Genomic DNA, 13,900 nt, shown 5'->3' on the forward strand with positions numbered 1-13,900 from the left:
GCGGTACGGACGCGGGGCGCGGGCGCGATAAGGTCGGTACCTGCCGCCGCCCGTACAGGGAGTGCAGGCCGCATCTGGCAGGCGGCGGCCGACCCCAAGACGACCCGAGGGAAGCGGTGCAGCGTGTCCGGTGGAGAAGTGGCCGGTCTCCTGGTGGCTGTCTTCTGGGCGATTCTGGTGTCGTTCCTCGCCGTAGTGCTGGTGAGGCTCGCGCAGACGCTCAAGGCGGCGACCAAGCTGGTGACGGGCGTGACGGAGCAGGCGGTCCCCCTCCTGGGAGAGGCGTCGGCCACCGTGCGCAGCGCGCAGAGCCAGCTCGACCGCGTGGACGCCATCGCGACGGACGTCCAGGAGGTCACCTCCAACGCCTCCGCGCTCTCCTCCACCGTCTCCACCACCTTCGGCGGCCCGCTCGTCAAGGTCGCCGCCTTCGGCTACGGAGTGCGGCGCGCGCTGGGACGCAAGAAGAGCGAGCAGGCGCCGCCCCGCAGGGTGGTCGTGAGCCGCACGCTGCCGACCCCCCGCCGTACCGCCGGACGCAAGCGCGGAAAGGGCTGATCCACGCATATGTTCCGCCGTGCCTTCTGGTTCACCACCGGCGCAGCAGCCGGGGTCTGGGCCACCACCAAGGTTCAGCGCAAGATCCGCTCCCTCGCCCCTGACGCGCTGGCCGTCCGCGCCGCGGACAAGGCTGTCGAAGGCGGCCACAGGCTCAAGGAGTTCGCACTCGACGTCCGCGCCGGAATGGCACAGCGCGAGACCGAGTTGAACGAGGCACTGGGCCTGGAGACGCCCGTCGAGGAGCCTGTGCGGGCGACCCGCCCGCTCCCCGCCCGGAGCCGGAGGGCCGAGCTGGGGACGACACACCCGTACGACCGGAATGAGGACCACTGATGGAGTCGGCTGAAATCCGCCGCCGCTGGCTGCGCTTCTTCGAGGAGCGGGGGCACACCGTCGTGCCGTCGGCGTCGCTGATCGCGGACGACCCGACGCTGCTGCTGGTCCCCGCGGGCATGGTCCCCTTCAAGCCCTACTTCCTCGGCGAGGTCAAGCCGCCCTTCAAGCGCGCGACGAGCGTGCAGAAGTGCGTGCGCACGCCGGACATCGAAGAGGTCGGCAAGACCACCCGCCACGGCACCTTCTTCCAGATGTGCGGCAACTTCTCCTTCGGTGACTACTTCAAGGAGGGCGCCGCCAAGTTCGCCTGGGAGCTGCTCACCCTCTCCCAGGACGAGGGCGGCTACGGCCTGGACCCCTCGCGCCTGTGGATCACGGTCTACGAGGAGGACGACGAGGCCGAGCGCATCTGGCGCGATGTCGTCGGCGTCCCGGCTGAGCGCATCCAGCGCCTCGGCAAGGAGGAGAACTACTGGGACATGGGCGTGCCGGGCCCCTGCGGTCCCTGCTCCGAGATCAACTACGACCGGGGCCCCGAGTTCGGCGAGGAGGGCGGCCCCGCCGTCAACGACGAGCGCTACGTGGAGATCTGGAACCTGGTCTTCATGCAGTACGAGCGCGGTCCCGGCGAGGGCAAGAACTACCCGATCCTCGGTGACCTGCCCAGCCAGAACATCGACACGGGCCTCGGTCTCGAACGCCTGGCGATGATCCTCCAGGGCGTGCGCAACATGTACGAGATCGACACCTCGCGCATGATCATCGACAGGGCGGGCGAGCTGACCGGCGTGCGCTACGGCGACGCCGAGGAGTCCGACGTCTCCCTGCGCGTGGTCGCCGACCACATCCGCACCGCCATCATGCTCATCGGCGACGGCGTCACCCCCGGCAACGAGGGCCGCGGCTACGTCCTGCGCCGCATCATGCGCCGCGCCATCCGCAACATGCGCATCCTCGGCGCGAGCGGCCCCACCGTCGCCGAGCTGACGGACACCGTCATCAAGGCCATGGGCCCGCAGTACCCCGAGCTGGTCGAGGACCGCAAGCGCGTCGAGACGGTCGCGCTGGCCGAGGAGGCCGCCTTCCTCAAGACCCTCAAGGCGGGCACCAACATCCTCGACACCGCCGTGTCCGAGACCAAGGCGGGCGGCAGCGGCGTCCTCCCGGGCGACAAGGCGTTCCTGCTCCACGACACCTGGGGCTTCCCCATCGACCTCACCCTGGAGATGGCCGCCGAACAGGGGCTGTCCGTGGACGAGGCGGGCTTCCGGCGCCTGATGAAGGAGCAGCGGGAGCGCGCCAAGGCCGACGCCAAGGCGAAGAAGCAGGGCCACGTCGACCTCTCCGCCTACCGCGCCATCGCGGACAGCAGCGGCGTCACCGACTTCACCGGCTACACCCGGACCGAGGGCGAGGCCGACATCGTCGGCCTGCTCGTCGACGGAGCGCCCTCGCCCGCCGCGCGCGAGGGTGATGACGTCGAGGTCGTCCTCGACCGCACCCCCTTCTACGCCGAGGGCGGCGGCCAGCTCGCCGACACGGGCCGCATCAAGCTCGGCAACGGCGCCGTGATCGAGGTCCGCGACGTGCAGCAGCCCGTCCCCGGCGTCACCGTGCACAAGGGTGCGGTGCAGGTCGGCGAGGTGACCGTGGGCGCCTCCGCCTACGCCCAGATCGACGGCGACAGGCGCCGCTCCATCGCCCGCGCCCACAGCGCCACCCACCTCACCCACCAGGCGCTGCGCGACGCGCTGGGCCCGACGGCAGCGCAGGCGGGCTCGGAGAACTCGCCGGGCCGCTTCCGCTTCGACTTCGGCTCCCCGGCCGCCGTGCCCGGCACGGTCCTGACGGACGTCGAGCAGCGGATCAACGAGGTGCTGGCCCGCGAACTGGACGTCCAGGCCGAGTACATGGGCATCGACGAGGCCAAGAAGCAGGGCGCGCTGGCCGAGTTCGGCGAGAAGTACGGCGAGCGGGTCCGCGTGGTCACCATCGGCGACTTCTCCAAGGAGCTGTGCGGCGGCACGCACGTCCACAACACCGCGCAGCTCGGCCTGGTCAAGCTGCTGGGCGAGTCCTCGATCGGTTCCGGGGTGCGCCGCGTGGAGGCCCTGGTCGGCGTCGACGCGTACAAGTTCCTGGCCCGCGAGCACACCGTCGTCTCGCAGCTCACCGAGCTGGTCAAGGGGCGCCCCGAGGAGCTGCCGGAGCGCGTCTCCGGGATGATCACCAAGCTGCGGGACGCGGAGAAGGAGATCGAGCGCTTCCGCGCCGAGAAGGTCCTCCAGGCCGCCGCAGGGCTCGCCGAGGGTGCCAAGGACGTGCGGGGCGTAGCGCTGGTCACGGCGCAGGTGCCCGACGGCACCACGGCCGACGACCTGCGCACCCTCGTCCTCGACGTCCGCCAGCGCATCACGGGGGGCCGCCCCGCTGTGATCGCCCTGTTCGCGGTCGCCAACGGCCGCCCGGTGACGGTCATCGCCACGAACGAGGGCGCGCGCGAGCGCGGGCTCAAGGCCGGTGACCTGGTCAGGGCCGCAGCCAAGGCGCTCGGCGGAGGCGGCGGCGGCAAGCCGGACGTGGCCCAGGGCGGCGGGCAGAACGCCGCCGCCGTGCCCGAGGCCGTCGAGGCGGTCGAGCGGCTGGTGGCCGAGAGCGGCACTGCCTGATGCGACGCGGCAGGCGCCTGGCGGTCGACGTCGGTGACGCCCGCATCGGGGTCGCGAGCAGCGATCCCGACGGGCTGCTGGCGACCCCCGTCGAGACGGTGCCGGGGCGCGATCTCCCGGCGGCCCAGCGGCGGCTGTCGGCGCTGGTCGCGGAGTACGAGCCGGTCGAGGTCGTCGTCGGGCTCCCTCGCTCCCTCAACGGGGGCGAGGGCCCGGCGGCGGCCAAGGTCCGCGCCTTCGCGCAGGAGCTGGCGACGAACATCACACCCGTGCCGGTGCGGCTGGTCGACGAGCGTATGAGTACGGTCACGGCGGCGCAGGGCATGCGGGCCTCCGGAGTCAGCTCGAAGAAGGGGCGGTCCCGCATCGATCAGGCGGCTGCGGTGGTGATTCTCCAGAGCGCGCTGGAGACCGAACGGGTGTCCGGCAGACCACCGGGGCAGTGCGTCGAAGTGGTTGTCTGATCGCGGTGCGGTAACGTTCCGCGCGACACGGCAGCCGTCCGAAGAGGGCTTGTAGACACGCCCGTAGACACGAGTGTCACCCGGACGTCGGCGCCGCCGGCGCGCACCATGGCTGCCGCCTCGCGGCTCTAGGGGATCGATGACTGAGTATGGCCGGGGACAGGGTCCCCAACCGTGGCACCCCGAGGATCCTCTCTATGGGGACCAGGGGTGGAGCGGTGGCCAGTCCGCTTCCGGCACCTATCAGGACGGCTGGGAGCAGTACGACGGACAGCAGCAGGCCCCGCAGCAGCAGACCTACTATCCGCAGCAGGCCGCCCAGCCTCAGCACGCGGGGTACGGCGACGGCAACTGGGACGGGACGCAGGGCGGGGGTACGCAGGGCGGAGGAGTCGTCTATGACCCCGCGTACGGAGCGGGTGCCACCGACCCGTACGGCATACCGCCCGTAGGGCACTACGGCCCGGACGGGCAGCCGGTTCACTACGGTGCTGAGGGCGGCTACCCCCCTCCGCAGCCGCAGCACCCGCAGCAGGCCCAGCAGTACCCGCAGGATCCGTACCAGCAGGACCCCCGGTACGCCCAGCAGGACCCGCACTACGGGCAGCAGTACGCGCAGGACCCGTACCAGCAGGAGTCCCCGTACCCGCAGGACCCCGGCTACCCGCAGCAGTACCAGGAGCCTCCTCACCAGGCCCCTCACCAGGCGCCCCATCAGCCCCCGCACCAGCGGCCGCACCCGGAGCAGCCCCCGGGCGCCGACCCGGAGACCGGCTGGGACCCGGGGCCCGACCAGGGCGAACACGCCTTCTTCACCGACCGCGAGGACGCGGAGGACGTGGAGGGCGCCGACTGGGACGACTCGGACGGCGGCCGTCCGGGACGCGAGGGGCGCAAGGACGGCCGGAACGGCCGGGGCAGCAAGCGCCGGGGGGAGACCAAGCGCAGAAGCGGTTGTGCGTGCCTGGTCGTCTCGGTGGTGCTGGTCGGCGGCGTGGGCGCGGTCGGCTGGTTCGGCTGGGACTTCTACCAGACGCACTTCGCCCCTTCCCCCGACTACGAGGGCAGGGGCGGCGGCGAGATCCAGGTCGACATCCCCGACGGCGCCTCGCTCACCGACATGGGCACCGCGCTCCACAGCGCGGGCGTCATCAAGAGCAGCGGGGCCTTCGTCGAGGCCGCGAGCGAGAACAGCAAGGCCCAGAGCATCCAGCCGGGCTCCTACACGCTGCGCAAGCGGATGGCCGCCGCCAGCGCCATCGACATGATGCTCGACCCCGCCAGCCAGAACGGCCTCATCGTCTCCGAGGGCCTGCGCGCGACGAAGATCTACTCGCTCGTGGACGCCAAGCTCGACCTGAAGGACGGCACCACGGCGAAGGCCGCAGAGACGGCCGACCTCGGGCTGCCCAAGTGGGCGAAGGGCCAGCCGGAGGGCTTCCTCTTCCCCTCCAAGTACAGCGTCGGCAAGAAGACCGCTCCCGAGGACGTGCTGCGGCAGATGGTGAAGCGGGCCAAGGCCGAGTACACGAAGGTCGGCCTGGAGGACGCGGCGAAGAAGTCGGGGCAGACGCCGGAGGAGATCATCACCGTCGCCTCCCTCGTCCAGGCCGAGGCGCAGGAGGACCACGAGTTCGGCAAGGTCTCGCGGGTCATCTACAACCGGCTCGACGAGAACATGGCGCTCGGCTTCGACTCGACGATCAACTACGCGAAGGGCCGCTCGACCCTGGACGTCTCCGTCCAGGACACCAAATTCGACTCGCCCTACAACACGTACATGCACAAGGGCCTGCCGCCGGGGCCCATCGACAACCCCGGGCACCAGGCGATAGAGGCGGCGCTCAAGCCCACCAAGGGCGACTGGCTCTACTTCGTGACGGTCAAACCGGGCGACACCCGCTTCACCGACAACTCGGCCGAGCACGACAAGAACGTGCGGGACTTCAACATCGAACAGCGCAAGAAGAGGGAGAACGGCGGCTGATGTCCCAGCCCTCCACCGACGCGTCCGGGGCACGGGACACCCGGAGCACCCGGACCGCCCGGAGCACGACAGGAGCCAGGCGCGCGGCGGTCCTCGGCTCGCCCATCGCCCACTCGCTCTCGCCCGAGCTGCACCGCGCGGCCTACGCGGAGCTGGGCCTGACCGGGTGGACGTACGACCGGCACGAGGTGGACGAGGAGGGCATCGCGCGCTTCCTCGACGGCCTGGCCGCGCACGACGGCGGCCCGGAGAACGGCGGTGGCCCTGAGTGGGCGGGCCTCTCGCTCACCATGCCGCTGAAACGTGCCGTCATCCCGCTCCTGGACGAGATCACCGCGGGCGCCGCCTCCGTCGAGGCCGTCAACACGGTGGTCTTCACCGAGGACGGGCGCCGCGTCGGCGACAACACCGACATCCCGGGCATGGTCGCCGCGCTGCGCGAGCGCGGCGTCGAGAATGTCGAGCGCGCCGCCGTCCTCGGGGCCGGTGCCACCGCCTCGTCCGCGCTGGCCGCGCTGAAGCTGGTGTGCGACGGCGAGGTCACCGCGTACGTCCGCAGCGAGGCGCGGGCGCGGGAGATGCGGGGCTGGGGCGAGCGGCTCGGCGTGCCCGTCCGCCTCGCCGACTGGGCCGAAGCGGCGGAGGCGCTGACCGCGCCCCTCGTCGTCGCGACGACCCCGGCCGGGACCACGGACGCCCTCGCCGCTGCCGTGCCCGAGCGGCCAGGCACGCTCTTCGACGTCCTCTACGAGCCCTGGCCGACCGCCCTCGCCGCCGCCTGGGCCGCCAGCGGCGGCACCGTCGTGGGCGGCCTGGACCTTCTCGTCCACCAGGCCGTGCTCCAGGTCGAGCAGATGACGGGGCACGCCCCGGCGCCGCTCGCCGCGATGCGCGCCGCGGGCGAGGCGGCGCTGCGGGCACGCACGGGCTGACGCGCCCGGGGGCAGCCGGGACGGTCGTCCGGGCGCGGGCAACGCGTGCTCGGGGAGCAACAGTTCACGCGTCCGCGCACATCCGCGCACAACGCACGCGGGAACCCGCCCCCGGCACCCGTTCCGCACAGTGGACCGCCGTCCCCCGCACCGTCCTCACATGGGAGGATCGGGGTCCACGGGACACGCACATTGAGCGCTGACGCGCATGATCGAGGAGCACCGTTGAGCAGGTTGCGCTGGCTGACCGCGGGGGAGTCGCACGGCCCCGCACTGGTGGCGACGCTGGAGGGGCTGCCCTCCGGTGTGCCGATCACCACCGACATGGTGGCGGACGCGTTGGCGCGGCGGCGGCTCGGCTACGGGCGCGGCGCGCGCATGAAGTTCGAGCGTGACGAGGTCACCTTCATCGGTGGCGTACGGCACGGCCTCACCCTCGGCTCGCCCGTCGCGATCATGGTCGGCAACACCGAGTGGCCCAAGTGGGAACAGGTCATGGCCGCCGACCCGGTGGACCCCTCCGTGCTCTCCGAACTGGCGCGCAACGCGCCCCTCACCCGGCCCCGGCCGGGCCATGCCGATCTGGCGGGCATGCAGAAGTACGGCTTCGACGAGGCCCGCCCCATCCTGGAGCGCGCGTCGGCCCGGGAGACCGCGGCGCGCGTGGCGCTGGGCACGGTGGCCCGCTCGTACCTCAAGGAGACGGCCGGGATCGAGATCGTCTCGCACGTGGTCGAGCTGGGCGCCGCCAAGGCCCCGCACGGCAGCGTCCCCGCGCCGGATGACGTGGAGCGGCTCGACGCCGACCCCGTGCGCTGCCTGGACGCGGACGCGAGCGAGGCGATGGTCGCCGAGATCGACCAGGCGCACAAGGACGGCGACACCCTCGGCGGCGTCGTCGAGGTCGTGGCGCACGGGGTGCCGGTCGGCCTCGGCTCGCACGTCCACTGGGACCGCCGCCTCGACGCACGGCTGGCCGCCGCGCTCATGGGCATCCAGGCCATCAAGGGCGTCGAGCTGGGCGACGGCTTCGACCTGGCACGGGTGCCGGGCTCGCAGGCGCACGACGAGATCCTGCCCGGTGCCGAGGGCGAGGGCGTCCGCCGCGCCTCCGGGCGCTCCGGCGGCACCGAGGGCGGCCTGTCCACGGGTGAGCTGCTGCGCGTACGGGCCGCGATGAAGCCGATCGCGACGGTGCCGCGCGCCCTGGCCACCGTCGACGTCAGCACCGGCGAGGCGACGAAGGCGCACCACCAGCGCTCCGACGTGTGCGCCGTGCCGGCCGCTGGAATCGTCGCCGAGGCGATGGTGGCCCTGGTGCTGGCCGACTCCGTCGCGGAGAAGTTCGGCGGTGACAGCGTCGCCGAGACCCGCCGCAATGTGACGGGCTTCCTCGACAACCTGGCCATCCGGTGACCGCGGGCGAAGGCAGCGGCGCTGCGGGAGACAGGAGCGGCACCGCGGACGACGGGAGCGGCTCCGGCCCCGCGGTGATCCTGGTCGGGCCCATGGGGGTGGGCAAGTCGACGGTCGGCGAGCTGCTGGCCGCACGCCTCGGTGCCGCCTTCCGGGACACCGACAAGGACATCGTCGACACGTCGGGCAAGCCCATCTCGGAGATCTTCATCGACGAGGGCGAACCCCACTTCCGCGCCCTGGAGCGCGCGGCCGTGCGCCGTGCGCTGGCCGAGCACCCCGGTGTGCTGGCGCTCGGCGGCGGCGCGATCCTCGCCGAGGAGACCAGGGAACTGCTGGGCGGCCTGCCCGTCGTCTTCCTGGAGATGGGGCTGACGGAGGCCGTCAAGCGGGTCGGCCTCGACGCCCCGCGCCCCCTGCTCGCCGTCAACCCCCGGCAGCAGTGGCGCAAGCTCATGGACGAGCGCCGCCCTCTGTACGCGGGAGTCGCGCGCGCCGTCGTCAGCACCGAGCACCGCACGCCCGACGAGGTCGTCGACGAGATCCTCGAAGTCCTGGAGCTGAAGCAGTCATGACCACCGAGACCCCTTCCGCAGCTTCCGCAGCGCCCACCCGCATCACCGTCGCGGGCACCGCCGGCACCGAGCCCTACGACGTCCTCGTGGGCCACAAGCTCCTCGGCGAACTGCCCTCACTGATCGGCGGCGCCAAGCGCGTGGCCGTCCTCCACCCCGAGGCGCTGGCCGAGACCGGCGAGGTGCTCCGCGAGGACCTGGCGGCCCAGGGCTACGAGGCCATCGCGATCCAGCTCCCCAACGCGGAGGAGGCCAAGACCGCCGAGGTCGCCGCGTACTGCTGGAAGGCGCTCGGCCAGACCGGCTTCACCCGTACGGACGTCATCGTCGGCGTCGGGGGCGGGGCCACCACGGACGTCGCGGGCTTCGTCGCCGCCACCTGGCTGCGCGGGGTGCGGTGGGTGGCCGTGCCGACCACGGTGCTGGCCATGGTGGACGCGGCCGTGGGCGGCAAGACCGGCATCAACACGGCCGAGGGCAAGAACCTGGTGGGCGCGTTCCACCCGCCGTCCGGCGTGCTGTGCGACCTCAGCGCCCTGGAGAGCATGGGCACGCACGACTACGTCGGCGGGCTCGCCGAGGTCATCAAGGCGGGCTTCATCGCCGATCCCTCGATCCTCGCCCTCGTCGAGGCCGATCCGGAGGGCGCGCGTACGCCGCACGGGCCGCACACGGCGGAGCTGATCGAGCGCTCGATCCGGGTCAAGGCGGAGGTCGTCTCCTCGGACCTGAAGGAGTCGGGCCTGCGCGAGATCCTCAACTACGGGCACACGCTGGCGCACGCCATCGAGAAGAACGAGCGCTACAACTGGCGGCACGGCGCGGCGGTGTCCGTCGGCATGGTCTTCGCGGCCGAACTCGGCCGCATCGCGGGCCGCCTGGACGACGCGACGGCCGACCGGCACCGCACCGTCCTGGAGTCGGTGGGCCTGCCCGTCACCTACCGGGGCGACCAGTGGCCCAAGCTGCTGGAGACCATGAAGGTCGACAAGAAGTCCCGGGGCGACCTGCTGCGCTTCATCGTGCTCGACGGGCTGGCCAGGCCAGCAGTGCTGGAGGGCCCCGATCCGGCGATGCTGCTCGCGGCCCACGCGGAGATCGCCGCCTGACGGTTCCTGCTCCGGCTCCTGTGCCGCGCGGATGCGGATGCGGGTGCGGATGCGGGTGCTTGGCGCGGGCACTCGGCGCGTGGCCCGGGCGTTCATACTGCGGCGGCGGGGGAAGGTACCGTCCGTTAATGTCGGACCACCATGGCGCCGCGGGGGCGGTGCCAGCACAACGAGACGGAGTTGGGGACCGGATGCAGCAGTACGGGGCGGACTCCTTCCGGGGTTACCCGCACGGGTTCCCTCCGCACACGGGACACCCCGCACAGGGCAGCTGGAACGGGCCCGTGCACCAGCCGCACCCCGGACCGCCTGCCGGACCGCCTGCCGGACCGCCTGCCGGGCCTCCTCCCGGACCGCCCGCCGGGCCTCCTCCGGGGCACCCGCCCAGGCCCCCGGCGCCGGTGCCGTCGGCGGCGCCGGTCCAGCAGCAGCCGCACGCGGGGCCACCGCCCCAGGCGCCCCAGCCCACCGAGACCACCGGGCACATCCAGCTCCCGCGCGGCGCCCCGGTGGAGATACCGGCCCCGGACAGCGATCCCGCACAGCTCGACGCGACCCGCGCCGCCGTGGCCGTCCTCCTCATCGGCCCGGCGGGCGCGGGCAAGACGACGGTGGCCCGCCACTGGGCCGAGCGCCGGGCCGTGCCCACCTCGCACATCAGCCTGGACGACGTGCGTGAGTGGGTGCGCTCGGGCTTCGCCGACCCCCAGACGGGCTGGAACGACTATTCCGAGGCCCAGTACCGCCTGGCACGGCGCACCTGCGGCTTCGCCGCGCGCAACTTCCTGGCCAACGGCATCTCCTGCATCCTGGACGACGCCGTCTTCCCCGACCGCCCCGTCGTGGGCCTCGGCGGCTGGAAGCGGCACGTCGGGCCAGGGCTGATCCCGGTGGTCCTGCTGCCGGGGCTGGAGATAGTCCTGGAGCGCAACGCGGCCCGTTCGGGCAACCGCCGCCTCACGGACGAGGAGGTCGCCCGTATCCACGGCCGCATGGCGGGCTGGTACGGCTCAGGACTGCCCATCATCGACAACTCACGCCAGGACGTGGCGACGACGGCCCGCATGCTCGACGACGTGGTCGCGCGCAGTCTGGCCAGCCCGCCCAGTTGGTGAGCCGGGGACGGCACGGACCCGCGGGAAGGCCCTCGCGGGACGACGACGGCGCTCATGACGGCGCCGCCCCTGATGACGCCGACCACGACGATGATGCGGCGCCGGGGGAGGCCGGGCACGGCACAGGGCGGGGTACCCGGATCGGGCTCGCCGCCGCGTGGGTGCTGATCGCGGCGATGACGGTCTTCCTGGTCTTCTCGCTGGTCGCGCTGAACCACGATCTGGAACACCCCGAGCAGGGCTTCTCGGGCTGGCTGTGCGCGGCGGACTCCGGGCCCTGTACGGAGTGAGGGGCCCGCGTCACATGGGGCGCCCCCGAGCGCGTCACCCGGGCGCGGCAGGGCCCGTCGCCCGCACGGCCCCTCCCACCCGGCCGACCGGCGCCGCGCTACGTACGCTCGGCCTATGTCAGAGGTGCATGTGGTCCGCCGCTCCCGGCTGCGGGAACGCTGTGCGACGAGCGCGGCGGACGGCAGCCCTGCCGACGCGGTGCTGGTGTCCCGGCCCGCGAACATCCGCTATCTGACCGGCCGCGCACCGAGCGGCGCCAGCCTGCTGCTCGGCGCGGGCGGCCAGGACACCCTGCTACTCGCCGCCGCCTGCGACACCCTGGAGCCCGGGGTGGCCCACGCCCACCCCGGCGACGAGCTGCGCGTCGAGCGGCTGCCGGGCCCCGACGGCGACACCGCCGTCGCCGCGGCCGACCTCGCGGCCAAGCAGGGGGCGCGCGAGCTGGCCGTCGAGGAGCACCACCTCACCGTCTCCCGGCACCGCGCCGTCACCTCCGTCGCCCCGCGGCTGCGCCTCACGGGCCTCGGCACCGCCGTCGAGCAGCAGCGGGTGATCAAGGACGACGCGGAGATCTCGGCGCTGCGGATCGCCGCGGAGATCACCGACCAGGCGCTGGGGGAGCTGCTGGAGTCGATCCTCGTGGGCCGTACCGAGCGTCACCTCGCACTCGAACTGGAGCGCCGTCTCATCGACCACGGCGCCGACGGGCCCGCCTTCCCCACCTCCGTGGGCGCGGGGGGCAATTCGGGCCTGCCGGGCCACCGGCCCACCGACCGCCGGGTGGAGGAGGGGGATTTTCTCTCCGTACGACTCGGTGCGCGCTATCAGGGATACGGGTGCCAGATCGGCCGCACTTTCGTGATCGGCACCGCTCCCGACGAGTGGCAGATCGAGCTGTACGACCTCGTCTTCGCCGCTCAGCGGGCCGGTCGGGAGGCGCTCGCACCGGGCGCCGCCTGCCGCGACGTCGATCACGCGGCCCGTCAGGTGCTGGACGCGGGAGGGTACGCGGACGCCCTGGGAGCGGCCACGGGGCACGGGGTAGGACTGGAAATCGGTGAGGACCCTCGGCTGTCACCTGCGGCCATGGGTAAACTGGACGCTTGTGTGCCGGTCACCGTCGAACCGGGGGTCCACCTTCCGGGCCGGGGCGGTGTCCGGATCGACGACACGCTCGTCGTCCGCCCGCCGGCGGACGGCGGACCCGAGCTACTCACCATCACGACCAAAGAGCTGCTCGCCCTCTAGCCCCAGGCGGGCGTCCGGGGGCTCGCAGGCTCTTTGGTCCCCGCAGCAGCAGTCTCAGGAGATTCCGCGACCGTGGCATCCACGAACGACCTCAAGAACGGCATGGTGCTCAAGCTCGACGCCGACCAGCTCTGGTCCGTAGTCGAGTTCCAGCACGTCAAGCCCGGCAAGGGCCCCGCCTTTGTCCGTACGAAGCTGAAGAACGTCCTGTCCGGCAAGATCGTCGACAAGACGTTCAACGCGGGCACCAAGGTCGAGACCGCCACCGTGGACCGACGCGGCATGCAGTTCTCGTACAAGGACGGCGAGTACTTCGTCTTCATGGACCTGGACACCTACGACCAGATCCACGTCTCTCCCGAGGTCGTCGGCGACGCCGCCAACTACCTCCTGGAGGGCTTCGAGGCCACGGTGGCGATGTACCAGGGCAACCCGCTCTTCGTGGAGCTGCCCGCCGCCGTCGAGCTGACCATCGAGCACACCGAGCCCGGCGTGCAGGGCGACCGCTCCACCGGCGGCTCCAAGCCCGCGCGCCTGGAGACCGGTTACGAGGTCGGCGTGCCCCTCTTCATCACGACGGGTGAGAAGATCAAGGTCGACACCCGCTCCGGCGAGTACCTCGGCCGGGTGAACAGCTAACCGTGGCTGCCCGTAACAAGGCCCGTAAGCGCGCCTTCCAGATCATCTTCGAGGCCGATCAGCGCGGCAGTGCCGTGACGGACGTCCTCGCGGACTGGATCCGGCTCGCGCGGTCCGACGACCGGCAGCCGCCGGTCAGCGAGTACACGATGGAGCTGATCGAGGGCTACGCGCAGAACGCGCCCCGCATCGATGAGCTGATCTCCACCTACTCCGTGGGCTGGACCCTGGACAGGATGCCGGTCGTGGACCGCTGCATCCTGCGGCTGGGCGCGTACGAGCTGATCTGGTCGGACGAGACGCCCGACGCGGTGGTCATCGACGAGGCCATACAGCTCGCCCGTGAGTTCTCCACGGACGAGTCCCCGACCTTCATCAACGGCCTGCTGGGCCGTCTGAAGGAGCTGAAGCCGACCCTCCGGCGCTAGTTCTGGCGCCGGAGGGCCCCGGCCCTGGCTCCGGCTCCGGCCGGGAAGCGGGTCATGGCCTTGAGTGAAGCTCAGGCCACACATGCACAGAACGCCGCCGCCCGCTGCGGCCCTCCTCGGAGGGCCGCAG

14 protein-coding genes are annotated in these 13,900 nt (G+C 72.2%); all 14 read left to right on the plus strand.

Translation table 11 applies throughout. From position 1 onward, the window contains the following. Positions 1-123 precede the first annotated feature (123 nt). The 14 genes from ACWGJ2_RS34170 to nusB all read left to right on the plus strand — a co-directional run bounded on the left by ACWGJ2_RS34170 (position 124) and on the right by nusB (position 13,770). The gene (locus tag ACWGJ2_RS34170; RefSeq protein ID WP_453350222.1) at positions 124-558 is read left to right on the plus strand and encodes a DUF948 domain-containing protein; all 435 of its coding nucleotides are present in this window, start codon (positions 124-126) and stop codon (positions 556-558) included. A gap of 9 nt (positions 559-567) precedes the next feature. Continuing rightward, a complete protein-coding gene (locus ACWGJ2_RS34175; protein WP_453350223.1) occupies positions 568-894 on the plus strand; it encodes a DUF6167 family protein in 327 nt (108 codons plus the stop codon). After that, the gene (gene alaS, locus ACWGJ2_RS34180) at positions 894-3,566 is read left to right on the plus strand and encodes an alanine--tRNA ligase (RefSeq protein WP_453350224.1); all 2,673 of its coding nucleotides are present in this window, start codon (positions 894-896) and stop codon (positions 3,564-3,566) included. The genes ACWGJ2_RS34175 and alaS overlap by 1 nt, the downstream gene beginning before the upstream one ends. Then, positions 3,566-4,030, plus strand: coding sequence for a Holliday junction resolvase RuvX (gene ruvX, locus ACWGJ2_RS34185; protein WP_453350225.1), 465 nt, complete (start codon positions 3,566-3,568; stop codon positions 4,028-4,030). Before alaS ends, ruvX begins: the two co-directional genes overlap by 1 nt. 139 nt (positions 4,031-4,169) lie before the next feature. Continuing rightward, positions 4,170-6,017: an endolytic transglycosylase MltG gene (mltG, locus tag ACWGJ2_RS34190; protein ID WP_453350226.1), complete on the plus strand. Its 1,848-nt coding sequence runs from the start codon at positions 4,170-4,172 to the stop codon at positions 6,015-6,017. After that, a complete protein-coding gene (locus ACWGJ2_RS34195; RefSeq protein ID WP_453350227.1) occupies positions 6,017-6,949 on the plus strand; it encodes a shikimate dehydrogenase in 933 nt (310 codons plus the stop codon). Before mltG ends, ACWGJ2_RS34195 begins: the two co-directional genes overlap by 1 nt. Before the next feature lie 225 nt (positions 6,950-7,174). Continuing rightward, complete coding sequence (gene aroC / locus ACWGJ2_RS34200; RefSeq protein WP_453350228.1) at positions 7,175-8,365, plus strand: chorismate synthase; 1,191 nt, start codon at positions 7,175-7,177, stop codon at positions 8,363-8,365. Between the two features lie 92 nt (positions 8,366-8,457). After that, on the plus strand, positions 8,458-8,940 hold the full coding sequence (locus ACWGJ2_RS34205) for a shikimate kinase (protein WP_453350237.1): 483 nt from the start codon (positions 8,458-8,460) through the stop codon (positions 8,938-8,940). Further along, positions 8,937-10,049: a 3-dehydroquinate synthase gene (gene aroB / locus ACWGJ2_RS34210; RefSeq protein ID WP_453350229.1), complete on the plus strand. Its 1,113-nt coding sequence runs from the start codon at positions 8,937-8,939 to the stop codon at positions 10,047-10,049. The genes ACWGJ2_RS34205 and aroB overlap by 4 nt, the downstream gene beginning before the upstream one ends. Before the next feature lie 191 nt (positions 10,050-10,240). Then, positions 10,241-11,164: an AAA family ATPase gene (locus tag ACWGJ2_RS34215; protein WP_453350238.1), complete on the plus strand. Its 924-nt coding sequence runs from the start codon at positions 10,241-10,243 to the stop codon at positions 11,162-11,164. Beyond that, on the plus strand, positions 11,158-11,454 hold the full coding sequence (locus ACWGJ2_RS34220) for a hypothetical protein (protein ID WP_453350230.1): 297 nt from the start codon (positions 11,158-11,160) through the stop codon (positions 11,452-11,454). Before ACWGJ2_RS34215 ends, ACWGJ2_RS34220 begins: the two co-directional genes overlap by 7 nt. Before the next feature lie 115 nt (positions 11,455-11,569). After that, entirely contained in the window at positions 11,570-12,703 is a 1,134-nt protein-coding gene (locus ACWGJ2_RS34225) for an aminopeptidase P family protein (protein WP_453350231.1), read from the plus strand. Positions 12,704-12,775: 72 nt separating this feature from the next. Then, positions 12,776-13,342, plus strand: a complete 567-nt coding sequence (gene efp / locus ACWGJ2_RS34230) for an elongation factor P (protein WP_453350232.1) — start codon at positions 12,776-12,778, stop codon at positions 13,340-13,342. Between the two features lie 2 nt (positions 13,343-13,344). Beyond that, positions 13,345-13,770 carry a transcription antitermination factor NusB gene (nusB, locus tag ACWGJ2_RS34235; protein ID WP_453350233.1) on the plus strand — a complete coding sequence of 142 codons (426 nt, stop codon included), beginning with the start codon at positions 13,345-13,347 and terminating at the stop codon, positions 13,768-13,770. The last annotated feature ends 130 nt before the right edge of the window (positions 13,771-13,900 follow it).

The organism is Streptomyces sp. NPDC054796 (genome assembly GCF_053611545.1).